The organism is Paracoccus sp. JM45 (assembly GCF_003590715.1).
Taxonomy (GTDB): Bacteria; Pseudomonadota; Alphaproteobacteria; order Rhodobacterales; family Rhodobacteraceae; genus Paracoccus.
Map to the genome: position 1 here is coordinate 31486 of NZ_QQVY01000002.1, position 22910 is coordinate 54395.

General features: G+C 59.6%; 22 protein-coding genes and 1 tRNA gene. 7 read left to right on the forward strand and 16 right to left on the reverse strand.

The annotated features are described in order from the left end of the window. Window positions 1-174: 174 nt before the first annotated feature. The 4 genes from DWB67_RS03865 to DWB67_RS03880 all read right to left on the reverse strand — a co-directional run bounded on the left by DWB67_RS03865 (window position 175) and on the right by DWB67_RS03880 (window position 3886). Window positions 175-951 carry an SDR family oxidoreductase gene (locus DWB67_RS03865; protein WP_119806218.1) on the reverse strand — a complete coding sequence of 259 codons (777 nt, stop codon included), beginning with the start codon at window positions 949-951 and terminating at the stop codon, window positions 175-177. Beyond that, window positions 948-1871, reverse strand: coding sequence for a calcium/sodium antiporter (locus DWB67_RS03870; protein WP_119806219.1), 924 nt, complete (start codon window positions 1869-1871; stop codon window positions 948-950). The genes DWB67_RS03865 and DWB67_RS03870 overlap by 4 nt, the downstream gene beginning before the upstream one ends. 105 nt (window positions 1872-1976) lie before the next feature. Beyond that, window positions 1977-2759: a S49 family peptidase gene (locus DWB67_RS03875; RefSeq protein ID WP_370453564.1), complete on the reverse strand. Its 783-nt coding sequence runs from the start codon at window positions 2757-2759 to the stop codon at window positions 1977-1979. A gap of 71 nt (window positions 2760-2830) precedes the next feature. Continuing rightward, on the reverse strand, window positions 2831-3886 hold the full coding sequence (locus DWB67_RS03880) for a LacI family DNA-binding transcriptional regulator (RefSeq protein WP_119806221.1): 1056 nt from the start codon (window positions 3884-3886) through the stop codon (window positions 2831-2833). Window positions 3887-4009: 123 nt separating this feature from the next. On the opposite strand from DWB67_RS03880, the gene DWB67_RS03885 reads away from it, so the two are divergent. Together DWB67_RS03885 and DWB67_RS03890 are read left to right on the forward strand one after the other, a co-directional pair. After that, window positions 4010-4086 (forward strand) — tRNA-Arg (locus DWB67_RS03885). 158 nt (window positions 4087-4244) lie between these two features. After that, a complete protein-coding gene (locus DWB67_RS03890; RefSeq protein WP_119806222.1) occupies window positions 4245-5636 on the forward strand; it encodes a hypothetical protein in 1392 nt (463 codons plus the stop codon). 42 nt (window positions 5637-5678) lie between these two features. On the opposite strand, the gene DWB67_RS03895 is transcribed toward DWB67_RS03890, so the two are convergent. Further along, the gene (locus DWB67_RS03895) at window positions 5679-6233 is read right to left on the reverse strand and encodes a hypothetical protein (RefSeq protein ID WP_119806223.1); all 555 of its coding nucleotides are present in this window, start codon (window positions 6231-6233) and stop codon (window positions 5679-5681) included. Between the two features lie 314 nt (window positions 6234-6547). On the opposite strand from DWB67_RS03895, the gene DWB67_RS03900 reads away from it, so the two are divergent. After that, window positions 6548-6964: a pore-forming ESAT-6 family protein gene (locus DWB67_RS03900; protein WP_119806224.1), complete on the forward strand. Its 417-nt coding sequence runs from the start codon at window positions 6548-6550 to the stop codon at window positions 6962-6964. Between the two features lie 57 nt (window positions 6965-7021). On the opposite strand, the gene DWB67_RS03905 is transcribed toward DWB67_RS03900, so the two are convergent. The 7 genes from DWB67_RS03905 to DWB67_RS03935 form a co-directional block, all read right to left on the reverse strand. Further along, a complete protein-coding gene (locus DWB67_RS03905) occupies window positions 7022-8209 on the reverse strand; it encodes an AI-2E family transporter (protein WP_255418559.1) in 1188 nt (395 codons plus the stop codon). Between the two features lie 188 nt (window positions 8210-8397). Next, window positions 8398-9624, reverse strand: coding sequence for a saccharopine dehydrogenase family protein (locus tag DWB67_RS03910; RefSeq protein ID WP_119806226.1), 1227 nt, complete (start codon window positions 9622-9624; stop codon window positions 8398-8400). Window positions 9625-9664: 40 nt separating this feature from the next. After that, the gene (gene nspC / locus DWB67_RS03915; RefSeq protein WP_182911499.1) at window positions 9665-10759 is read right to left on the reverse strand and encodes a carboxynorspermidine decarboxylase; all 1095 of its coding nucleotides are present in this window, start codon (window positions 10757-10759) and stop codon (window positions 9665-9667) included. 127 nt (window positions 10760-10886) lie between these two features. Next, window positions 10887-11282 carry a hypothetical protein gene (locus tag DWB67_RS03920; protein ID WP_119806228.1) on the reverse strand — a complete coding sequence of 132 codons (396 nt, stop codon included), beginning with the start codon at window positions 11280-11282 and terminating at the stop codon, window positions 10887-10889. 10 nt (window positions 11283-11292) lie between these two features. Beyond that, window positions 11293-12078, reverse strand: coding sequence for a DUF6478 family protein (locus DWB67_RS03925; RefSeq protein WP_119806229.1), 786 nt, complete (start codon window positions 12076-12078; stop codon window positions 11293-11295). Between the two features lie 194 nt (window positions 12079-12272). Then, window positions 12273-12611, reverse strand: coding sequence for a 4a-hydroxytetrahydrobiopterin dehydratase (locus tag DWB67_RS03930; RefSeq protein WP_119806230.1), 339 nt, complete (start codon window positions 12609-12611; stop codon window positions 12273-12275). A gap of 13 nt (window positions 12612-12624) precedes the next feature. Beyond that, complete coding sequence (locus DWB67_RS03935; protein WP_119806231.1) at window positions 12625-13413, reverse strand: phenylalanine 4-monooxygenase; 789 nt, start codon at window positions 13411-13413, stop codon at window positions 12625-12627. A 67-nt stretch (window positions 13414-13480) separates the two neighbouring features. Here DWB67_RS03935 and DWB67_RS03940 point away from each other — a divergent pair, with 67 nt between their 5' ends. Continuing rightward, entirely contained in the window at window positions 13481-13999 is a 519-nt protein-coding gene (locus DWB67_RS03940) for an Lrp/AsnC family transcriptional regulator (RefSeq protein WP_119806232.1), read from the forward strand. A 3-nt stretch (window positions 14000-14002) separates the two neighbouring features. Here the strand turns inward: DWB67_RS03940 and cls are convergent, their stop codons facing one another. Further along, entirely contained in the window at window positions 14003-15532 is a 1530-nt protein-coding gene (gene cls / locus DWB67_RS03945; RefSeq protein WP_255418539.1) for a cardiolipin synthase, read from the reverse strand. Between cls and accD the strand changes: the two genes are divergently transcribed. Then, a complete protein-coding gene (gene accD, locus DWB67_RS03950) occupies window positions 15519-16445 on the forward strand; it encodes an acetyl-CoA carboxylase, carboxyltransferase subunit beta (protein ID WP_119806233.1) in 927 nt (308 codons plus the stop codon). The two genes, cls and accD, sit on opposite strands and share 14 nt — an antisense overlap. Before the next feature lie 60 nt (window positions 16446-16505). Next, window positions 16506-17777, forward strand: a complete 1272-nt coding sequence (locus tag DWB67_RS03955) for a folylpolyglutamate synthase/dihydrofolate synthase family protein (protein ID WP_119806234.1) — start codon at window positions 16506-16508, stop codon at window positions 17775-17777. Between the two features lie 5 nt (window positions 17778-17782). Here DWB67_RS03955 and DWB67_RS03960 read toward each other — a convergent pair whose 3' ends face one another. Next, window positions 17783-19666 carry an acyl-CoA synthetase gene (locus DWB67_RS03960; protein WP_119806235.1) on the reverse strand — a complete coding sequence of 628 codons (1884 nt, stop codon included), beginning with the start codon at window positions 19664-19666 and terminating at the stop codon, window positions 17783-17785. A gap of 154 nt (window positions 19667-19820) precedes the next feature. After that, window positions 19821-20330: a peptidoglycan-binding protein LysM gene (gene lysM / locus DWB67_RS03965; RefSeq protein ID WP_119806236.1), complete on the reverse strand. Its 510-nt coding sequence runs from the start codon at window positions 20328-20330 to the stop codon at window positions 19821-19823. A gap of 169 nt (window positions 20331-20499) precedes the next feature. Between lysM and DWB67_RS03970 the strand changes: the two genes are divergently transcribed. Continuing rightward, a complete protein-coding gene (locus DWB67_RS03970) occupies window positions 20500-21042 on the forward strand; it encodes a CAP domain-containing protein (protein WP_255418540.1) in 543 nt (180 codons plus the stop codon). Between the two features lie 3 nt (window positions 21043-21045). Here DWB67_RS03970 and DWB67_RS03975 read toward each other — a convergent pair whose 3' ends face one another. Beyond that, a complete protein-coding gene (locus DWB67_RS03975) occupies window positions 21046-22842 on the reverse strand; it encodes an ABC transporter transmembrane domain-containing protein (RefSeq protein WP_119806237.1) in 1797 nt (598 codons plus the stop codon). Between the last annotated feature and the right edge of the window lie 68 nt (window positions 22843-22910).

Consider the following 22910-nt stretch of genomic DNA (forward strand, 5'->3'; position numbering starts at 1 on the left):
AACGTTACAGTTCCGTGAATTTGCCCACAAAACAGGCATATTCTGAGGGTGTTGATTTTATTGTATAATTATTATTCGGGCCGATTGTGGATAGATTTACCCCCATCCACCCGCAAGATATAGGCGCTTGACCCCCTTTGGTGGACAAGATGCGGGGACAGGCCCGCTTCGGTCCTATTCGCGGCCAATGACATCGGGGGTCTGCCATCCAAGATGTTGCCCGCCGTCCACACAGACCAGCTGGCCGGTGACCGCGCGCGCATCCAGAAAATAGCCAAGTGCCTGCGTAATGCCATGTGGATCGGACCCGCGCTTCAGGATGGTGCTGGCGCGTTGTGCATCAAAATGCTGCTGGCTTTGCCGCGCGCCGATCATCGTCGGGCCCGGTCCGATGGCGTTGACACGGATCCCTGGGGCCAATGCCTGTGCGGCAGTGCGCGTCAGCGACCACAGGCCCGCCTTGGCCAGCGAATAGGTCATGAATTCCGGCGTTGGTTTCAGCACCCGCTGATCGACCATATTGACCACCAGCCCCTGCGCCTGCGGTTCACCGTTTTCATCGGCCTTGGCCTTGGGCGCCTGGGCTGCAAAGGCCTGTATCAGCTGGAAAGGCGCGCGCAGGTTCGACCCGATATGCCGGTCCCAGCTGTCCAGCGTTGCGCTGTGGATATTGTCGTAATCAAAGATCGAGGCATTGTTGACCAGCACCTGCAACTGACCCATCGCTTTGGCCACCTGCGGCACCAGATCTTGCGTTGCTTCTGTATCCAGCAGATCGGTCTGAAAGGTGTGGGCCTTCACCCCAAGGGCGCGGGCATCAGTCGCAGTCTGTTCGGCATCCGCCTGCGATCCGGCATAATGGATCGCGACGTCATAGCCCCGCCCCGCCAGATACAGCGCCATTTCCCGACCCAGCCGCTTGGCCGCACCGGTCACCAAAGCCACGGTCATAGCAGCACCCAGACATAGGCCCCGTAAAGCGCCAGAAACACCGCCCCGACTGGGCGTGATATTACGATGCCTTTGAACAGGAAGGGTGCCATCAGCAGCGACGTCCCCAGCATGACCCAAAGGTCCAGCCGCAGCATTTCGGGCGGGATCGACAGCGGTGTCACGATCGAGGTGATGCCAAGGATCGCCAGAATATTGAAGATATTCGACCCCACGACATTGCCAAGCGCCATATCCGCCCGCCCCCGTACCGCCGAAGCGACCGAGGCTGCCAGTTCCGGCAATGACGTTCCGATGGCCACCAACGTCAGGCCGATCACCGTATCGCTGATGCCGAATTCCTGCGCGATCTGCGTGGCCCCGCTGACCAGAAGGTTCGCCCCCAAGGGCAGCGCAACCAGACCACCGCCCAGCCATAGGGCGATTTTCCGGCCTTTGGCGCCGGGTTCCGCGCCTTCGATTTCATCGTCATCGACGCGTCCGGTGGACAATTGCCGCCACAGAACGGCAACCAGCGCCAGCAGCAAGATGATGCCCCCAAACATGCCGATCTGCCCTGTCGCAGCCAAGGCGATCAACAGGACCGAAGCGCCCATCATCATCGCCCAGCTTTCGCGCAGGTCGTGCCCCTTAGTCACGATCACCGACACAAGAGAGGTAAAGCCAAGGATCACCACGACATTGGCGATATTCGATCCGACCACATTGCCAAGGGCGATGCCGCTGGACCCGTTCAGGGCCGCCGAAAGCGACACCAGCAATTCCGGCGCCGATGTGCCAAAGGCCACGACTGTCAGCCCCACAACCAGCGGGGTAATTCCTAACCGCAGCGCCAGATTGACAGCGCCCTTGACCAGAAGGTCGCCCCCGAACACCAGCAACGCAAGGCCGCCCAGCACCAACAGAATGTCAACGATCACGTGGACTGATCCCCAGATATTTCTTTAACGTCCGGCGAAAGGCCGGACCGCGCACAAGCGCCATGACAACCATAACCAACAGGAAGACAAGAACGATACGCACACTCATCCCCGGGTACCGAAGGTCTGGAAGGCGGCACGTTCTTCGGCTGCATCAATCAGTGCCTCGGCGGACAGGCCAAGACGGCGGAACAGCGGTTTGCGGATGCCGTGGTTCTGAAAGCTGACCTTTTTGCCGTAAAGCGCCTTCATCTTGGGCACCAGATGGGCGATCCCGTCAGCAAGCCCAAGCCGGACAGCTTCTCGTCCCGCCCAGAATTCGCCGGTGAACAGGTCGCGGTCAGGGGCCAACCGCGCGCCGCGACGGGTGCTGACATGGTCCTTGAACGCCTGATGGATCGGTTCAAGAATGGCATGCAGGCGGGCCACATCTTCGGGGCTCTGGGGCCGGAAGGGGTCCAATGTCGATTTCGACGTCCCCGCTGTATGGACGCGCCGTTCGATGCCCCATTTGTCGATCAGCTGGTTGAACCCGAACCCCGCCGAGATCACCCCGATCGATCCAAGGATCGAACTGTCATCCGCCCAGATCTGATCCGCAGCACAGGCCAGCCAATACCCCCCCGATGCGGCCACATCCTCGACAAAGGCATGGACCGGTACGCCGGTTTCATCGGACAACCTGCGGATACGCGCAGCAATCAGGGATGACTGGACGGGCGATCCACCGGGCGAATTGATCACCAGCGCCACCGCGACGGGTTTTCCCTTGCGAAAGGCGCGTTCGATCATGGGGGCAAGGGCGGCGTCGTTCAGACCGCCCCCCCTGCCCGATCCACCAATGGTGCCGGAAAGGCGAATGACCACGATACGCGGCCGGCGGGACATCAAGCGGCTGACAAACGGAATATCCATCCGCAACAGATAGGCACAAGCCGCCTGCGCCACAAGGCGCGTGATCAGGATGGAATGTCGCGGTCCAAGGGGGTGCGCGACTGCGGATCACGGATGGTATCACCCGGAATAAAGGTCGGCGTCAGGGCGATGATCCGGTCATCCCGCCCGACATCCTTGCCCGCCACCAGACGCGCCGCGCGACGACCGATATCCACCCGACGTGCATCGGTTGTCGCCAGACGCATCGGCAAACCGTCCAGCAGATCGACACCGTTGAAGCCCGCCAGCCCGATCCGGCCCGGGACGTCATAGCCGTGTTCGATACAATGCAGCAGCCCCCCCGCCCCGATCATATCATTCGAGTAATAGAGGAAATCCAGATCGGGTGCCCGTGACAGGATACGCCCTGTCAGTTCACGCCCTTTCAGCAAGGATGATCCGCCCTGATAATATTCGCGCGCCTCAAGCTGGACACCGGCACGGGCCAGACCTTCCTCGAAGCCCAGCAGGCGTTTGCGGGCACGATGGTCTTCGGGCATATGGGTGCCGACAAACCCGATGCGGCGATAACCTGCGGCCAGAATGCGGTCGGCCATTTCGCGACCTGCCCGCACATGGGAAATACCGACCAGCGTATCGATGCCTTCGCCATCGACATCCATAATCTCGATCACGGGGATGCCACTGTTTTGCAACATGGCGCGGGCGGCCTTGCTGTGTTCCAGCCCCGCCAGAATAACCCCTGACGGCCGCCATGACAGCATGTCGTAAAGCACCATTTCCTCGCGCGCGGGGGAATAATTGGTGACGCCGATCACCGGTTGCAGGCCCGTGTCATCCAGTTCGGCTGATATCCCGCCCAACACATCCGGAAAGACCAGATTCGACAGTGACGGAATGACCACCGCAATCAGGTTCACCCGCTGGCTTGCCAGCCCCCCTGCAATCTTGTTGGGGACATAGCCAAGCATCTTGGCCGCTGTCAGAACCTTTTCCCGCGTCGCCGCCGATACATCGCCGCGGTTGCGCAGCACACGGCTGACGGTCATCTCGGAGACGCCCGAAGCCTCGGACACGTCACGAAGGGTCAGAGGGCGGCGCGGGCGTGTAGGGATCATGGGGTGCCAGTTGCTGGGGGATTGCGTCAAAGGATGTTAGCGAAACCATTCAGCAGCGACAACCACACGATACATCAGCCCGCTTGCCAAACCCTGCCTTGCACCGCTAAACGTGCCAAAGACGGCCCCGTGGCTCAACTGGATAGAGCAGCCCCCTCCTAAGGGGCAGGTTAGTGGTTCGAATCCACTCGGGGTCACCATTTCCTTAATTGATATATTGGATGATGCGGCCTTTCCCTTTTCGCTGTTGTCTGGAAAGCTGCGCGACAGTTCGTGATCTGGCTTTTTTCGTCGTGGTCATGGATGGTTCAGATGTATTTCACCGCACACTTCCGATTTGGCCGGATTGATAACCGTTATGCCCGAACGTATTGCCCGCCTCTGCATCTCGGTCCTGATTGCAATAGCGTTGTTCCAGATTTTTCATGCCTCGGATCTGTTGGCATTCGGTGGGGGGCTTGCGCTTGTCGTCTTCTTTGCGACGACATGGCGACAACTGACCGTTGTCAGTTTTGTCCCGATGGCATTGGCGATGATATTGATGGTGGAGGCCCTGATCCAAGGGGTCGGTTCGCATGTCTTTGCGCTGGCGCTGGAACGGGCGATTTTTCTGGCCTCGCTTTTGGCACTGTTGGGCGTTCTCCGGACCGCCGCCGCTGTTGCCCCGGAAATCGAGCGGGCGGGCAAATATCTGACAGCCCAGCCACCGGGGCGGCGGTATCTGGCGCTGAATTTCGGCGGGCATATCTTCGGCACGCTGATCAATCTTGGCGGGCTGGCGATTTTGCTGGATATGGCAATGCGGTCAATGGCCACGAATTCGGCCCATCTTCCCCCTGACCTGCAAGAGGTTAAATTCCGTCGCATGACACTGGCCGTAACCCGCGGCTTTGCTTTGGTCGCATTGTGGTCGCCTATGGGTTTTGCGGTGAATTCCCTGCTGCTGTCGATGCCCGAACTCGATTATCTGGATTTCGCGCCGCTTGGTTTTGCCCTGTCATTCGTTTGCGCGGGCTATGGCTGGGTGCTGGATCGGGTGACCGCACCGCGCGGGCGCAACGTGGCGCCTCCGGCGTCACCACCTGATCCCGCCGATGGACGGGCGGTCTGGTTGTTGCTGACGCATGTCGGGCTGCTGGGTGTGGCGGTGATTGCGCTGAATGCCTTGACCATCTTGTCATTCCAGCAATCGCTGTTGCTGGTGGTTCCAAGCTATAGCCTTGGGTGGGCGGCATGGACGGGTGGACGTAATGCCATCGGTGTCACGGGAAATGTGGTCCGTCAGGCTGTGTCGCGCTTTCCATTGGCAGCATCCGAACTGGGGGTCTTCGCATCAGCCGGTCTGTTGTCGGTGCTGGTGGTCGAGGTGATGCCGACCGAGGCGATCCGCATATTGGCCACCGATCTGCATCTGACCGCCCTGCCCGTCATCTGGATTTTTGCGGTTACCTTGTTCGGACTGGCCTGTATCGGTATCAATCCCATCATTACCGCATCGGTTATGGGCAGCCTTGGCACCCAGCTGGGCATTGCGGGTCTGTCGGATGTTGCCATTGCTGTGGCGCTGATCGGGGTCTGGTCAGCAGTGATGTGCTTTTCGCCTTTTATCACCACCGTCGCCTATGCAGGGGCAGTTGTAGGACGATCACCCTTTATGGTCGGGGTCAGGTGGAACTGGGTTTACAGCACGACATTGGCACTGGGATGGACCATCGCCACATCGCTGGCGGTGTATTCAGGCCTGCTCTGACGACAAAAGGCAGACCGGAAGGACCGCCTTTTGTGCTTGGATTTAGTTTGTTGCGGACTCTGACGCGTCATGTCCCACATCCAGACCCGCGTCGGTTCCCGTGCCGATCGGGTCATGGCCGGCTGTATGCGGATCATCCAAGGGCTCTGCAAAGCCGCCGTGACCGGCGTTTTCGGGAACATTGTCCATCGCCCGATCCGCAATCGAGGGTTCGCGGTCAACGATTTCTACGCCATCGACAGACTTCAGCTGACCATTGTCAGTGCTATAGACCAATTCCGTCGGTACGCCCTCACGCTGTCCGGTGATGGTCAGCGTCGGACCTTTGCGGGTGATTTTCAGATCTGTGAAGCCTTGGGCAATCATCGTCTGGATAATTGCGTCGTTATTATCGACCTCTTCCAGCACTGGCAGACCGTTGGCCCATTCCAGACCTTTGGAATGTTCCGCGTCCACAGCCCTATCCGGCACCAGCACGTCGTTGCCTTGTGGAGTGGACACGACATCTGCCTGCGCCAGCGCCGCCCCAGCCAGCACAGTGGACAGGACGGCAGTCTTGCCGCCCAGTATCAGCGTCTTGATTGGAAATGTTAGCATTTGCGTTCTCCGTCATTGATTGGCGGGGCAACGCATATGGGGCGGTGTTTTGTTCCATCACCATTGACTGCAACCTTGCTGATCACGTGATGCTCACCCGAACGTGCTGGAAATGGACCGATGTGGCGGGTCCATGGCCGGAACCTGCCGAAAGCCACGTCCTAAATCCTGCCGAAATGGCAGGCTTTTGCCGCAGATGTTGCCCTGACTATTTTGCACGGGAATTCCCCGTTCAGGCACCCTAGCTTCCTAACCAAGCGCCCCGACGCCATCAGGTGGAGCGGGCGCGACAATGACGGAAAAGGAGAAATCGCATGATCCGCCATATCGCATTGGCCATAGGCCTTGGACTGACCGCACCTGTCGCCGTTCTGGCACAAACCGCAGATGCGCCGGAAGCGCAGCCGCAAGCGCCACAGACGATGGACAGTGCTGCCACATATCAGGCCGCCCGCAACCAGCTGGGAATTTTGAAATACTGCAACGCAGAAGGCTTCTCGGGCGAGGAAGCGATTGAATCGCAATCCAAGCTGGTCGGCATGCTGCCCGGCGAGGATGCGGAAGCCGGTGCCGCCGCCGAACAAAAGGGCGAGGCAGGCACCGTCTCTATCGGTGAGGCCGAGATGTCGCTGGCCGATGCAGCTGCCAGCCAGAACAGCAATGTCGAAGAGACCTGCAAACAGATCGAAGCTGCCGTTAATCAGGTCGCCCCGACCATGCCCGCAGGCTGATCACGCCATTACAGAAATACCGGAACGCGGGTCGCACATGCGGCCCGCGTTCTGCGTTCAGGGATCGACCGCGTCGGGTGCGCCATGGGTGCGTGCGACTTCGGCAGTGACGGCGCGGGCAGCGGTTTCATCCTCGGCCTCGGCACCTGCCTCGACCAGATCGCGGGCGTCTTCCTGATCGTCGTCTTCCAGCGCGGGCGGTTCGTCACCTGCAAGGAAGTTGCCGAATTTTTCCCAACCGGGAACATGATCGGCCAGAACGCGCAGAACAACCAGAACCGGCACGGCAATCACCATTCCCAGCACCGACCACAACCACGCCCAAAGGGCGACGGCCAGAAACACGACGACCGTGTTCATCTGCAAGCGGCGCGACACGAAATAGGGCGTGATGATCTGCCCCTCAAGCGAGGTCAGCCCCAGATAGGTCAGCGCCACCATCCCCGGCCAGAACAGCCCCGGCATAACGACCAGTGCCACCAGCCCTGAAATCGCGACCCCTGTGATGGCCCCCAAATAGGGGATGAAGTTCAAAACAAAGGCCCCCATCCCGAACAGTAAGGCACCGGGCATTCCCCATGCGAACATGGCAAGGCCGATGACCAGACCAAGACCTGCGTTGATGATGGTGATGGCACCCAGATAGTTGCCAAGCGAATCCTCGATTTCACGCAGTGCCAGATAGGCACCGCGTTTGTCGCGCATCCGGTCAAAGCTCTGGACGATCTTCAGATACAGCAAATCCCCTGATGCGATCATGAAGAACAACAGGATCAGCGTGAAAAACGTCTGGCCCAGCAACAAAGGTGCGGATTTCACGACCGTGCCAAGGGTGGTCGAACCGCTTTCTTCGACCTTGATGGCGGTTGAACTGTCATCCTCTGGCCCGACTTGCTGTGCCTCGTCGATGCGTTGCGCCGCGTCGCGCAAATCTGAAATGGAATCGCGAACGCTGTCGAATTTCGCCTCAAGCTGCTGGCTGATGATCGGCATATTGTTCATGGCGCGGCTGATCGGCCCGCTGGCAGCATAGGCCAGAACAGCCACCGCCAGCATAATCGAGACTGTGACAATCAGCGCAGTTACCGCGTCAGGAATTCCGCGACGTCTGGCAAAGCGCCGGAAGGGCGTGAAAACAAAGAACAGCAGGATTGCCATTGTGACTGGCATCAGAAAATCGCGTCCCGCCGCAAGGGCAGAAAACGCAAGTACTAGGAATATTCCGATAATGGCCCAATTGGCCATACGTGGCACCGAGCTGTGTTCCTTAACAGGTACGCGCGGAAAAAGATGTCCGTTTGGACTTGGCATATATGACCCCCGATTGACGCCGCGTCCCCCAACGCATCTGGCGTTTGTCATTCGGGTGCGAACGCGAACGGCGGGCCGGATGTTCCGGCCCGCCGCTGGCAGAGGTCAAAGATCGGTCGCGATCAGATGGCGTGATCACCGGTTGCGTCGATGACGCGGGTCGGCAATCCCATATCGCCCAGCAGTTCAAGGAACGGCCGCGCGGGCAACTCCTCGACGTTGGCCATCTTTTTTACGTCCCACGGACCGCGTGCAATCAGGATCGCGGCCGCAACGGGGGGGACACCGGCGGTAAAGCTGATGCCCTGACTGCCGACCTCGGTATAGGCGTCCTTGTGGTCGGCCACGTTATAGATAAACACCTCGCCCGGTTTGCCGTCGCGGGTGCCTTTGACCAGATCGCCGATGCAGGTTTTGCCTTCGTAATCGGGCGCAAGGCTGGCGGGATCGGGCAGCACTGCCTTGACGACCTTCAGCGGCACCACTTCATCACCATTGGCCAGCTTGACGGGCTGTTCGGACAGCAGGCCAAGGTTCTGCAGCACGGTGAAGACGTTAATGTAATGTTCGCCAAAGCCCATCCAGAAGCGCACATCGGCGTCCTTGTAACGGGCAGCAAGGCTGTGAACCTCATCGTGGCCCGACAGATAGGCGTTGCGTTTGCCGACGACGGGAAGATCCCATTCGCGGCCAACCTCGAACATCTTGTTCGTCTTCCATTCGCCGCCCTGCCACGAATAGACGGTGCCGGTGAATTCACGGAAGTTGATTTCGGGGTCGAAGTTGGTGGCAAACCAGCGGCCATGCGAACCGGCGTTGATGTCGACGATATCGATGCTGTCGATCTTGTCGAAATACTCATCCTCGGCCAGACGGGCATAGGCGTTCACAACGCCCGGATCGAAACCCGCGCCCAACACGGCGGTAATGCCGGCTTTGGCCACGTCTTCGCGGCGCTTCCATTCATAGTTGGCATACCACGGCGGTGTTTCGCAGACCTTTGCAGGATCTTCGTGGATGGCCGTGTCGATATAGGCGGCACCGGTGCGGATACAGCCTTCCAGCACGGTCATATTGATGAAGGCAGTGCCCACATTGATCACGATTCCGGCGTCGACCTTGCGGATCAGCGCCTCGACCGCATCCGAGTCCATCGCGTCCAATGCATGACTGGTAAAGGGCATATCGTGCCCCTTGTCGCGCAGGCTTGCGATGATGTCATCGGCCTTGGACTGGGTGCGGTTGGCGATATGCAGATCGCCAAATTCGCCCGCCCATTGCGCAACTTTATGGGCCGTGACCTGCGCCACGCCCCCCGCACCGATGATGAGCACATTCTTATTCGCCAATTCTGTTTCCTTTCACAGGCTAGCAGAGGTTGGGTGGCCTTTACGACAGGCTGCCTTTGTAATCGTCATAGGAGAAGCTGCGGACCTTGCGGATCGTTCCGTCTTCTTCCTTCAGCGCAATGGTCGGCATCGCCAGACCGTTGAACCAGTTCTTTTTGACCATGGTATATCCGGCCGCATCCTGAATGCTGACCCGATCCCCGATCTGCAAGGGCTTTTCAAAGCGCGCCTCGCCGAAAATATCGCCTGCAAGGCAGGTCTTGCCCGCGATCTGATAGGTATGATCGCCGGTTTTGGGCAGTTTGGCGTCTTCGCGATAGATCAGCAGATCCAGCATATGTGCCTCGGTGCTGCTGTCGACGATGGCGACATCCTTGCCGTTGTTGATGATGTCCAGAACGCTAACCTCCAGCGTCGTGGTTTGGGTGATGCTGGCTTCGCCCGGTTCAAGGAAGGCCTGAACGCCGAAGCGGTCCTGGAACGCCTTCAACCGGTCGGCAAGGCGTTGCAACGGGTAACCTTCGCCCGTGAAATGGATACCGCCACCAAGGCTGACCCAGTCCAGACGCTTTAACACCGACCCGAATTCATCCTCGATCCGCGTCAGCTGACGGTCGAACAGGTCGAAATCGCCGTTTTCACAGTTGTAATGGATCATCACGCCGTTGACGCGGTCCAGCGCGGTTTCCAGTCGTTCCACATCCCATTCGCCAAGACGGCTGAACGGACGCGCAGGGTCGGCCAGATCGAACCCGCTGGTCGAAAAGCGCGGGTTCAGGCGCAGGCCGGTCGCAATGCCCGCAGCCTTGTCCGAAAAGCGGTCCAGCTGCGACAGGCTGTTGAAAATGATCTTATCGGCATAGGATACGGCTTCGTCGATTTCATGATCCGCCCAAGCCACGGAATAGGCGTGGGTTTCCTTGCCGAATTTTTCGTGCCCCAGATGCAGTTCGTAAAGGGACGACGACGTGGTGCCATCCATGTAATCGCGCATCAAATCAAAGACCGACCATGTGGCAAAGCATTTCAGCGCCAGCAGGGCCTTGGCCCCCGATGCTTCGCGCAGCCATGCGACCTTTTCCATATTGGCGCGCAGTTTCGCCATATCGATCAAATAATGGGGCGTCTGCGGCAAAGTCATGGGCGAACCTATCTTTCAAGCGCAAAGGGTGCGGACACGAAGACCGCGATATAGCCATGCCCCCCGCTTTTCGCAAGGAAACATGACGCAGAGATGAAGCAGGGGTATCTGGTTTTTCGCCCTAACCGGCGGTGGTGCCCGATGCAAAACGGCGCAATTCGCGTTTGACCAGTTCCATTTCCGCACGCAGGGCGGTGATCTCGGTTGTCAGATCATCGTCAAGGGGGCGTCCGGCCAGCAGGGGCATACGGGCCAGCACCTCGCCGTCGGGGTCGGCTTCCTCTCCGGCGGCACCGGCATCCGACCGCAACAGCAGCGTTTGCAGCCCGTCGGTCAGAACCTCGCGCGGCAGATCCATTTCGACCAGCGATGCCTCATCCCCATCGGGCGTCATGCGCCCTTCGGCGATTACTTCGCCGTGCTGGACCAGAATGATGCGGGCGGGTGCGCCCTGCGGATGGGACAGCCGACCCCGCCACAAACCACCTTTCAGACCGTGATTCTCGAATTGTGTCATGGTCTTCTCCTCAGATCTGGGCACGGGCATGACGGGACAGAATAACATCCCGCAGCGTTACGGCATTCATATAGGGGGCTTCGAAAATGACATCGACCCAAGCCTTTTCGACCGAGCGTTGGGACATATCCGCATAGCCCAGATCGAATTCGATCACGCGGTTGCAGTTATATCCGTCAATGGGATCACCCATCTGGCGCAAGATCTTTTCGGTATTCGGACCCTGCTGGATATTCAGCCGCGCATAGACGGTGATGGGGCGTTCCGATTGCAGGGTCGTTTCCAGCCGGATGATATGATGGCCGCCCAGATCCTCGCGCGCTTCGGCAGGCAACCCCAGTGAAAAGGACAGGAAACTGCCCCCGAACCCCATGATTTCCAATGCCAGTGCATAATCGGACAGATCGGTCGCACGGTGATTGCGTAGCTGTCGCAGGATCAGCGCGCGCTGCGGACAGTCATGGAACAAGGCCACCTCGTCGGACAGCCATTGGCCGCTGGAGGGTGCGACAAGCGCGGGTGTCGCATTGCGGGCGCGCAGGATTTCAGGCCGCCAGCGCCAGTCGGTTCCTGCGGGCAATTCCATGCGCGACAGTGAATCACGCCCGTTCAGCGCGCCGATTTCGGTGGTATGCAGATAACGGGTCAGGATCTGCTGCAAGTCCCGCGCCTCTTCGCGCATATCGTCCGAAGCAGCACCCGAACGGCGCTGCGCCCTGTCCAGCAGATTTTGCCAATGACGCGCGGCCCGTGCGCGGATGCGTCCTGAAAGCCAGCTGTGTTCAAGACTCGCCATGCCGGATGCCCCTATTTTCCATGAACAACAAGGGCTGCACCAATGCCGCAATCGCGGATGCCTGCATGCACAGCAGTCGGCCATCGCATGAAAGCATGGCGATCCGCCATCCGTCACAACCCCTTAACACTAACAAGAAAAGGAATAGCGGCAGATGGCAACTGGAACAAGCCTTCTGGGCCTGCACGCCGATTTCAGGCGACCAAGGTGTTCAGGCGCGCGGCACAGATCAGATCGTTTTCGGTCAGACCGCCCGATTCATGCGTGGTGAAGCTGACGCTGCAATAGCCCCAGCCAAAGGCAATATCGGGATGATGCCCCTGTTTATTGCCCAGCCATGCGGCCAGATTCGCCATTTCGACCGCCTTGGCAAAACCCTTGAAATCGAAGCGGCGGGTGATGGTCGTGGCATCATCCGACAGCACCCACCCCGTCAGCACATCGACCTGTGCGCGGGCGGCGGCTTCATCATAAGGGGCAATGCCCCCCGCGCAGGATTGGCAGCTTTTATCGGACAGATCAGAGGTGGTCATTGTTGTCTTCCTTTCACGCCGCTTTCGGCGGATATTTCGGATCATGCAGCCCAAGCTGGCGGGCATAGGCGATATCGGCCAGCAGATCACGGCGGGCTGCCGCGAACAGATCATCCAGATCCTCTATCACGAAATAGACGGGCTGGTGGATATCGATGCGGTAAGGGGTCTGCAGAATATCGATGACATTAAATGGCCGCAATTCGGGCTGGCCTGACAGCGCCCAAGGCAATTCGGTGACCGAACTTGCCAGCCCGCTGCCCAAAGCCTTTAACTGGCCATCCTGACGCATCAATCCAAATTCGATCGATAACCAGTAAAGACGGATCAGCCACGCATAATCCGCCTTGTCGCATTGCGTCCCCGCCTGCCCGATCGCCTGACTGAAGCCCGCAAAGGCCGGATCGGTCAACAGCGGCGTATGCCCGAAGATTTCATGAAAAATATCCGGTTCTTCGATATAATCGAAATGCTTGCGATCACGGATAAAACTGGCGGCAGGGAATGCCTTATCGGCCAGCATGCCGAAGAACTTACCGAAGCCGATCAAGGCAGGCACAGGTTCGACCCGCCACCCCGTCAGCCGTGCCAACCGGTCCGAAATGTCGGGACATTGCGGCACGCGGTCCGTGGGCATGTCCAGCAGCTGCAACCCGCGCAGATAGGGGGCGGCCATATGTTGGCGCACTGCGGGCAGCTGTTGTGCATAAAGGTCGCGCCAGACGGCATCCTCATCCGTGTCATAGGTGATAAAGCCATCCGCATCGGGATGTTTGGCCTGATATTCGGTTGATTTGGGCATGGCATCCTCCCCTTCCCTATAGGTTCAGATTACCGGACCGATGCGAAAAACCTTGCCGGATAACGGCATGGATGGGCAAGATCAGGCATATCCTACCCGCACAGACCCCCGGATCAGGTTTTATATACCCCCGATTGATGACACCGACCGCCGTATCCTGCGCCTGCTGCAAAATGACGCCACCATGTCGACACAGGCTTTGGCCGATGCGGCAGGTCTGTCCACATCGCCCGCATGGCGCCGCCTGCGCCGTCTGATTGAAGACGGGGTGATCAAACGGCAGGTTGCCCTGGTTGCGCCCGCCAAGGCGGGGCTGCATGCCATGGCCTATGTGCAGGTGTCCCTGCTGGATCATAACACGGCGACGCTGGCACGCTTTGACCGCTTCGTTCAGTCTGAAGACCAGATCATGGAATGCGCGACCATCACCGGCACTTTCGATTACCAGCTGAAAATTATCGCTGCCGACCCTGAAGGGCTGGAACATTTCCTGATGCGCCGGATGCTGTCAATGGGAATCATCCGCAGCACAGTCACGCATTTCGTGCTGCGCCAGACAAAATACAGCACCGCCCTGCCCGTTTAACGGTCACAGAAGCGGGGCCGCAAGCGCCATCAGATTGTTGCGCAGGCGGCGCAGTACGCTCCAATCCTGAACCTGCGACAGGGTGATGGGGTGGGATCGCGCGATATAGCTGTCCTGACGTGCATCCAGTTCGGCCACCACACCGCTGTCGAAAATGGCCATATTCACTTCGTAGTTCAGCTCGAAGCTGCGGCGGTCCAGATTGGCGCTGCCGATCATTGCCATGCGGCCATCGATGGTCATGATCTTGGCATGCAACAATCCCGGTTCGAACAGCATCAGCTGCACCCCGGCTTCAAGCAACCCGCGATAGAACCCCTGCGCCGTGGCGCCGACGATCAGACTGTCATTACGGGCCGGCAGGATCATCGTCACCTGCACCCCCCGCCGCGCTGCCGCCCTGATGGCCGCATCCAGCGCGGCATCCGGCACGAAATAAGGGGTGGTCACGACCACACTGTCGCGCGCCGCATGCAACATCCCTGTCAGACAATCGGACACACTGCCCGCCCGCAAATCCGGACCGGTGGATACAACCTGCGTCACCACGCCCGGTGCATCGACCGCCGGCACCAGCTGCAGCATGTCGCCCAGATCGCGTCCTGTATAGCTCATCCAGTCGCCAAGAAAGACCGCCTGCAACTGCCGAACGGCGGGCCCCTGAACCGACACCAGAATATCCACCCATGGCCCGTATCGGGCTTTGACGGCAAATGCAGCATCGGCGCAATTGCGGCTGCCGGTAAAGGCGATCTGGTTGTCGATGACGATGATCTTACGGTGATTGCGCAGATCCAGCCGCTGGAACAGGATACTGATAAAAGGCAGCCCCCATGGAAAGGCCGTCACGCATTCGGCCCCCGCCTGCTGCATCCGGTCCCACAAGGGCGACCGGACCATCCCGCGCGACCCAAGCGCATCCACGATGATCCGGCATTGAACGCCCCGCCCCTCGGCACGGATAATCGCCTCTACGACCTTGGTGCCGCTGATATCGGGCAACCAGATATAGAACAACAGATGCACATGGTCCGTGGCGCGGTCGATGGCGCTGACAATTTCGTCGATTGCCCGGTCCCCTTCGGCCAGCAGACGCAGGCGGTTCCCCGTCAGTGCAGGCATCCCCCCGACCGAGGCATTGGCCGCAATCAGGGGGCGCGCGTGATCGGGAACCTCTTTCAGTTCGGCAGGGCTGTTTGTCCACATGCCGGTCAGCCGGTCGCGGACGTCGGCCATGCGCTGGACCTCGGCACGGTTCATGCGGACTTCGCCGAACAGCAGATAGGCAATGATGCCAACCAATGGCACCGCCTCGATCACCATGATCCAGACCAGACGGGCCGACGGCTCCATCCTCGGGCGCAGCAAAACCCGCACGATAATCGCCAGCGCCAGCGTGCTGTGCATCACAAAGAAAACGGTCGCCCACATAACGCGCATCATCTGCGGGCCACCGGGCAATTGCAATTCCCATCGTCGCGGCATATTTGGAAGATTGAAACAGCCAAGGCCGTCCGCGATGAACTGGATCACGAATTACGTCCGCCCGCATATCAACTCGCTCTTCTCGCGTCGGGAAGTGCCGGAAAATCTGTGGACCAAATGCCCCGAATGCGGAACGATGCTGTTTCACCGGGAATTGTCGGACAATCTGAACGTCTGCACGAACTGCCAGCACCATCTGGCAATCACACCGCGTGAACGCTTTACGGCCATGTTCGACGGTGGTGCCTTCGTCGAGGTGAAGGTCCCCGAACCCGTCACCGATCCGCTGCAGTTCCGCGACCAGAAAAAATATCCCGACCGGATGAAAGCCGCCCAACGCAAGACGGGCGAAAAAGAGGCGATGCTGGTGGCCGAAGGCGAAATGGGCCGGACGCCCCTGATCGCGGTCGGTCAGGACTTCAGTTTCATGGGCGGCTCGATGGGCATGTATGTGGGCAATGCAATCATCGCTGCCGCAGAACGCGCAATTAAAACCCGCAAGCCATTGGTCCTGTTTTCCGCCGCCGGTGGCGCACGCATGCAGGAAGGCATCCTGTCGCTGATGCAGATGCCCCGCACAACAGTCGCGGTCGAAATGCTGAAAGAAGCAGGCGTTCCCTATATCGTCGTGCTGACCCACCCGACCACGGGCGGCGTGACGGCCAGCTATGCGATGCTGGGCGATATCCATATTGCCGAACCCAATGCGCTGATCTGCTTTGCAGGCCCCCGCGTTATCGAACAAACCATCCGTGAAAAACTGCCCGAAGGCTTCCAGCGCGCCGAATACCTGTTGGAACATGGCATGCTAGACCGCGTGACCCATCGCAAAGACCTGCGCGATGAACTGGTGTCGATTCTGCGGATGCTGGGCGGCATGTCTGCCCCCACCCGCGCCGATCTGCCCGCCCCCACGCCCGAGGTTCCGGTCCTGGCCGGTGACCCGATCAAGGCCGATTAACCTTTCATTCGTGTCCAAATATCCCGGGGGTCCGGGGGCTGGCCCCCGGCATTGACAGCCATGACCAATTCCGACGCCATCCTTGCCCGCCTGATGGCGTTGCACCCCAAGGTCATTGACCTGTCACTTGACCGGATGCACCGAATTCTAGCGGCCTTGGGCAACCCCGAACGCAAAATTCCGCCCGTGATCCATGTTGCCGGCACCAATGGCAAGGGCAGCACCCAGGCAATGATCCGCGCAGGGTTGCAGGCGGGCGGGAAAAAGGTTCACGCCTATACCTCGCCGCATCTGGCGCATTTCCATGAACGCATCCGGCTGGCAGGCGATCTGATCGCCGAAGACCATCTGGCCGCAACCTTGGAGGAATGCGAGGATGCGAATAACGGCCAGCCGATTACCTTCTTCGAAATCACCACGGCGGCGGCCTTTCTGGCCTTTTCGCGCACCCCCGCCGATTACACCCTGTTAGAGGTCGGCTTGGGCGGCCGGCTGGATGCAACAAACGTCATCGACACCCCCGAACTGACAGTCATCACGCCGGTCAGCATCGATCACACGCAATATCTGGGCGACACGCTGCCGCTGATTGCCGGTGAAAAAGCCGGGATCATCAAACGCGGAATTCCTTGCATCATTGGACCACAGGAAAACGACGCCCTGCGCGTGATCGAGGCGCGTGCCCAAGGTCTGACTGCCCCGATCAGCGCTTATGGCCAACACTGGATGATCCAGCCTGAACGCGATGGAATGGTGTTTCAGGATGATCACGGGCTGTGGGATCTGCCACGGCCCAATCTGGCGGGCGCGCATCAGATCCAAAACGCCGGCACGGCGCTGGCCGCCCTGCGCCAGCTTGGCGCATCCGCCGATATGGCCCGCGCGGCTGTCACGACCGCCGAATGGCCTGCCCGTATGCAACGACTGCGGCATGGCCCCCTGATCGATCTGGCAGGTCCCAAGGCAGAAATATGGCTGGACGGCGGACATAACCCGGCAGGCGGCTTGGCAATTGCCGCGACCTTGGCGGCGATGCCACAGCGTCCGACGCATCTGGTTTGCGGCATGCTGAACACCAAGGACATCACCGGCTATCTGCGCCCGCTTGCCCCCCATACCGCCAACCTGACCGCCATCGACATCCCGGACGAGGCAAACACACTGCCCGCCGCCGACACCGCCAAAGCGGCGTTGCAGGTCGGAATGGAAACCTCGACCGCAGATGACGCCGCCGAAGCAATCTCGCGTATTATCGCGAATGATCCGTCGGCGCGCATCCTGATTTGCGGGTCGCTGTATCTGGCGGGGCGGATCCTGCGCGATAACGGCTAAAGCCGTTACGCCCAATCCCATGCACAGGTGAATTGCCCAAGGCGGCTTTTGACCTGATCCTCATCCATATTGCCGCTTCGTGACATCATGGCGACCAGCCCGCGCTTTTTATCCTCGCGCACCTCGACGACATGGCTGCCCGTGCCTTCCAAAGCCGCATCATAAACGCGCTGGATGGCCAGCCGGCGCAGGTCAGGCTTGAAGATCTTACCAACAGCCGTTTTGGGCAGTTCCGGCATGATTTCAATATGCTTCGGTATGGCGGCACGTTCGCTGATATGTGCCTTGGCATGCACCATCAAATCCTCGACCGAGACATCGCCGTCTGCCGTCAGTTCGACATAGGCACAGGGAATTTCACCCGCAAAGCTGTCCGGCTGGCCGATGGCACCCACAAAGGCGACGGCGGGATGGGACAGCAGACCTTCCTCGATCTCGGCGGGGTCGATGTTATGGCCGCCGCGAATGATCAGATCCTTGGCACGGCCGGTGATCCACAGATAGCCGTCAGGGTCCAACCGCCCCAGATCACCCGTCCGCAAATAGCGGTCACGGGCGAACAGCTTATGGTTCTTATCCGCCTCGGTATAGGTTGATCCGGGGAAGACACCGGGGTTGGAAACGCAAATTTCGCCCACGGTATCGATGCCGCAGTCATGTGCGACGCCATGTTCGTCATGATGCAGGATTTTGACATCTGTGTAGGGCAGCGGAATCCCGACCGACCCGACCTTTTTCAACCCGTCTACGGGGTTACAGCTGACAAGGCAGGTTGCCTCGGTCAGGCCATAGCCTTCGGCAATCTCGACCCCCGTTGCGGATTTGAAGCGGTTGTACAATTCGATCGGCAGCGGCGCCGAACCCGAAATTGCCGTTTTAAGCGAGGTAACATCCGCATCCACAGGGCGCTGCATCAGTGCCGAAATTGCCGTTGGCACGGTAATCAGGAATGTCGCCTGCCAGCGTTCGATCAGCTTCCAGAAATTGTCGAAGACACCATCGCCGCGATAACCGGCAGGTGTCGGCATCACCAGATGCGCCCCGGACGCGATGCAGGACATCAACACCGGATAGGCCGCAAAGACATGGAACATCGGCAGCGGGCACATCAGCACATCGGTTTGGTCGAACAGCAATGTACTGCCAAGCCAACCGTTATAGATCATGCCGGAATATTTATGCTGCGCGACCTTCGGCGTTCCAGTTGTGCCGCCCGTGTGGAAATAGGCCGCCACGCGGTCCGTCTGCGGCAGATCGAATTCCAGCCGGTTGTGGTTATGCCCGCTGGCCGAGGCTTCGAAATCAATGACCTTGGCGTGGTGTTTGGTTTTCACCTTGGGCCGGATAAACGGCACGATATAGCGTTTGATCCCTCGCAAATGGCGGTTCAGGTCAATTTCGACGATATGCGTTACATCGGGGGCATTCGCTACAGCTTCAGCCGCTTTCTGGGCAACATCGGTTTTCGGGAAAGGTTTCAGCGTCACCAGCACCTTGGCACCCGTTTCGCGCAGGATGCCTGCAATCTGGTTCGCGTCCAGCAGCGGATTGATCGGGTTGACGATGCCCGCCGTTGCACCGGCCAGCAGCACGATGGGGGTTTCGACCGAATTGGGCAGCAGATAGGCAACGGTGTCATTCGGGCCGACACCAAGATTTCGGAACAGGTTGGCGGTTTCGGTCACCCGTTCCAGCAGTTTTTTCCACGTCAGGGTCGTCGCCGGATCACGGGGGCCGGACAGCAGCTGGAACGAAAGCGCGGGCCGCTGCGGGAACCGCTTGGCTGTCGCTGCGACAAAATCGTAAATCGTAACAGGCAGATCGCGGGCTTCGTATTGACCCTGACCTTCGACCCTGTCGCGATCCTCATAGCTGCCGAATTTGCCCATCAGTCCCTCCTTCACGGGCCGGCAAATGCGGCCCCTCCCTGAACGCAGGATGGTCCGATCAGGCCATGACGGGCAAGACCCCGATCCCCCAGACTGCGTAAAAACGCCGCGTCACCATAGACTGGAACGCGGCGTTCGTCATGCAGGACGATTATCAGGCATCGGCCGGAATGCGAAGGACCTGACCCGGATAGATTTTGTCGGGGTCCGACAGCATCGGGCGGTTCGCCTCGAAGATGGCATGATATTTGTTCGGATCGCCCAGACGCTGTTTGGCAATGCCTGACAGGGTTTCACCTTTATCAACGGTATGGAAGACCGGCGGGGTGGCGGCATCGGGCAGATCAGCTTCGACATTGGCGATGCCTTCGATATTGCCCACGGCCAGAATCAGCTTTTCCATCTGTTCGCGGGTGGCCTCTTTGGTTTCCAGAACCACCGTATCGCCGCGCAAACGCAGATGGACATCGCTGCCGTCCATATCCAGCGCCTTCAGTTCGTCCTTGAGTGCTGCGACCTTGCGGTCCGTATCACTGGGTACGCTTTGCGCGGTTTCAGGGGCCGCACCTTCGGAGGCCGCGGCTTTCGGGACAGCAGGCGTTGCCGCCTCGGCCTTACCGAATACGGATTTTCCGGCGTCTTTTACGAATTCCCACAGTGCCATTTTGAACCTCTCCACTCATATTTTCCAGCATTCACATTGCCTTCACAACGCCGTTGCGCCCTTGCGGATGCCAACAGAATGGAAAAAAAGCATCCGAAGGGCTTTATACAACTTAGAGTTGTTATAAGGTTGGACAGGATAGGTTTGGTCAAAAAGGACATCCTTGCCGATGCAGATGCTTAACCCATGCATTTCGTTACCAGTTGTCGCATTGCTAATTGCAGGATGCGCGACGACGACAACTACGGGGGCGCCAGATCCCCATGCCGTCACCGTGGAAACATCAGTCGAGACCGGCGATGTCACCTGTATCGCCACGACGCCGCAGGCAAACCGCCAAAGTGCTGCGACAACGAATGCCGTACGCAGTCAGGCAGGGCTGCCGCCGCTGCGGGCCAGTATGCTGCTGGCAAAGGCGGCATCGCGTCATGCCTGTGACATGGCCAAGCGGGGACGGATGACGCACAAAGGCTCTCGGACGACGGGGCCAAGCCAACGCGTCAAGGCATTGGGATATTCGCCACGGATCAGCGCGGAAAACATTGCGGCAGGTCCGTTCGACCGCCAGCGGGTGTTACGCGAATGGCGCGGGTCGAAAGGGCATCTGGACAACATCATGCTGCCGCAGGTGAATGAATTCGGCATCGGCCATGCCGTCGGCGCGGACGGCAAAACCCAGTATTGGGCTGCCGTTTATGCCGCCGAACAATAGGTTTCAGGCCGCGTCGGTGGCCTGCGGGCCATCGGTGAACTGCATCCGTGCAAGGCGCGCGTAAAGCCCACCCTGAGCGACCAGATCGTCATGCGTGCCTTGGGCAACGATGCGTCCCTGATCCAGCACAACAATACGGTCGGCTTTTTTCACGGTTGCCAGACGGTGCGCGACGACGATGGTCGTCCGCCCTTCGGCCAGACGGTTTACGGCAGTCTGGACAAGCGATTCCGATTCCGCATCCAGCGCACTTGTCGCCTCGTCCAGCAGCAGGACGGGGGCGTCGCGCAGAATGGCGCGGGCAATGGCGATACGCTGGCGTTGGCCGCCCGACAGCATGACCCCGCGTTCACCCAAAGCAGTGTCATAACCGTCCGGCAAAGCCGCGATAAAATCATGGGCGTGGGCTGCCTGTGCGGCGGCCTGCACCTGTGCATCGCTGGCCTCGGGCTTGCCAAGGCGGATATTCTCGGCGGCCGAGGCGGCGAAGATAACCGGATCTTGCGGCACCAGCGCCATCTGCGCGCGGAAATCGGTGCGTGCCATGTCGCGCAGATCGATACCGTCCAGCGTAACCCGCCCTGCCTGCGGGTCCCAGAAACGCTGGATCAGCTGGATCACGGTGGTTTTTCCCGCCCCCGAGGGACCGACAAGCGCCACCGTTTCCCCGGGCTGGATGGTCAAATCGATCCCGTCCAGCGCGGGTGCATCAGGGCGTGTCGGAAAGCGGAAACTGACGCCTTCGAATGCGATCTGGCCACGCAGAGGCTGCGGGATGGCGGTGGGATGGGCAGGGTCTTGCAGGGCGTCATGGGCGGCCAGCAATTCACCCAAACGCTCGGTCGCGCCGGCGGCGCGTTGCAATTCACCCCAGATTTCCGAAAGCGCCCCCGTCGAACCGGCCACAAGGATCGCATAGATCACGAATTGCACCAGCTGGCCCGCTGTCATAATGCCTTCACGCACGTCGCGCGCGCCGATCCACAAAACACCGATCACACCTGCAAAGATCAGGAAAATCACGATGGCGGTCATAACAGCGCGGGTGCGGATACGGGTCAGCGCGATATCGAAACTTTGTTCGGTCACATCGTCAAAGCGTGCAATGCTGCGGGCTTCATGCGTATAGGCCTGCACGGTTTGTGCAGCCAACAGCGTTTCCGAAGCGGCCCCCGACGACACCGCAATCCAGTCCTGATTGGCCCGTGACAGCACGCGCAGTCGTCGGCCCAGCACGATGATCGGAACAAGGATTGCAGGCACCAGCAGCAAAACCAGCCCCGTCAGCTTAAGCGAGGTCCACGCAAGCATCGCCATGCCGCCGCCAAGGATCAGCATATTACGCAGCGCAATCGACAGTGACGATCCGACCACCGATTGGATCAGCGTGGTGTCGGTGGTGATGCGGGACAAAATCTCGCCCGTCATGACGCGTTCGAAAAATGCAGGCGACAAAGTGATGACACGGCCATAGACGGCCTTGCGGATATCGGCCACGACGCGTTCGCCAAGCCGCGTCACAAAGAAATATCGCGCCGCCGTCCCGATGGCCAATAGGCTGACGATCACCAGTGCCGCGCCGAAATATTCATCCAGCAGCCCTGCCCCGTCGTCGAAATTATCGACCACACGGCGCACGGCCAAAGGCAGGACCAGACTGATCAGCGATGTCCCCGCCAGCGCCACCAGCGCCAGCACCACCTGCAACCGATAGGGCCGCACGAAAGGCCACAGCGCGCCAAGCGCCCCGACCTTCTTGCTGCTAGGACGATCTTCCCGAGTGCTTGCGCCGCGTCTCATTGACTGTTCCTGCTTGTTTTTCGCGGGTTTGGTGTAGGCCCTGCCCCGCCCAAGAACAAGCGGGCCGT

Excerpts from the sequence above, each read along its gene's own strand:
- DWB67_RS03935 (WP_119806231.1), bottom strand. The coding sequence starts at position 13,413 with ATGCCCAAATCAACCGAATATCAGGCCAAACATCCCGATGCGGATGGC.
- DWB67_RS03925 (WP_119806229.1), bottom strand. The coding sequence starts at position 12,078 with ATGGCGAGTCTTGAACACAGCTGGCTTTCAGGACGCATCCGCGCACGG.
- DWB67_RS03875 (WP_370453564.1), bottom strand. The coding sequence starts at position 2,759 with ATGTCCCGCCGGCCGCGTATCGTGGTCATTCGCCTTTCCGGCACCATT.
- DWB67_RS03865 (WP_119806218.1), bottom strand. The coding sequence starts at position 951 with ATGACCGTGGCTTTGGTGACCGGTGCGGCCAAGCGGCTGGGTCGGGAA.
- DWB67_RS03940 (WP_119806232.1), top strand. The coding sequence starts at position 13,481 with ATGGATGGGCAAGATCAGGCATATCCTACCCGCACAGACCCCCGGATC.
- DWB67_RS03900 (WP_119806224.1), top strand. The coding sequence starts at position 6,548 with ATGATCCGCCATATCGCATTGGCCATAGGCCTTGGACTGACCGCACCT.
- DWB67_RS03895 (WP_119806223.1), bottom strand. The coding sequence starts at position 6,233 with ATGCTAACATTTCCAATCAAGACGCTGATACTGGGCGGCAAGACTGCC.
- DWB67_RS03960 (WP_119806235.1), bottom strand. The coding sequence starts at position 19,666 with ATGGGCAAATTCGGCAGCTATGAGGATCGCGACAGGGTCGAAGGTCAG.
- accD (WP_119806233.1), top strand. The coding sequence starts at position 15,519 with ATGAACTGGATCACGAATTACGTCCGCCCGCATATCAACTCGCTCTTC.
- DWB67_RS03975 (WP_119806237.1), bottom strand. The coding sequence starts at position 22,842 with ATGAGACGCGGCGCAAGCACTCGGGAAGATCGTCCTAGCAGCAAGAAG.
- DWB67_RS03890 (WP_119806222.1), top strand. The coding sequence starts at position 4,245 with ATGCCCGAACGTATTGCCCGCCTCTGCATCTCGGTCCTGATTGCAATA.
- DWB67_RS03905 (WP_255418559.1), bottom strand. The coding sequence starts at position 8,209 with ATGGCCAATTGGGCCATTATCGGAATATTCCTAGTACTTGCGTTTTCT.
- DWB67_RS03930 (WP_119806230.1), bottom strand. The coding sequence starts at position 12,611 with ATGACCACCTCTGATCTGTCCGATAAAAGCTGCCAATCCTGCGCGGGG.
- DWB67_RS03955 (WP_119806234.1), top strand. The coding sequence starts at position 16,506 with ATGACCAATTCCGACGCCATCCTTGCCCGCCTGATGGCGTTGCACCCC.
- DWB67_RS03970 (WP_255418540.1), top strand. The coding sequence starts at position 20,500 with ATGCAGATGCTTAACCCATGCATTTCGTTACCAGTTGTCGCATTGCTA.
- DWB67_RS03920 (WP_119806228.1), bottom strand. The coding sequence starts at position 11,282 with ATGACACAATTCGAGAATCACGGTCTGAAAGGTGGTTTGTGGCGGGGT.
- lysM (WP_119806236.1), bottom strand. The coding sequence starts at position 20,330 with ATGGCACTGTGGGAATTCGTAAAAGACGCCGGAAAATCCGTATTCGGT.
- DWB67_RS03880 (WP_119806221.1), bottom strand. The coding sequence starts at position 3,886 with ATGATCCCTACACGCCCGCGCCGCCCTCTGACCCTTCGTGACGTGTCC.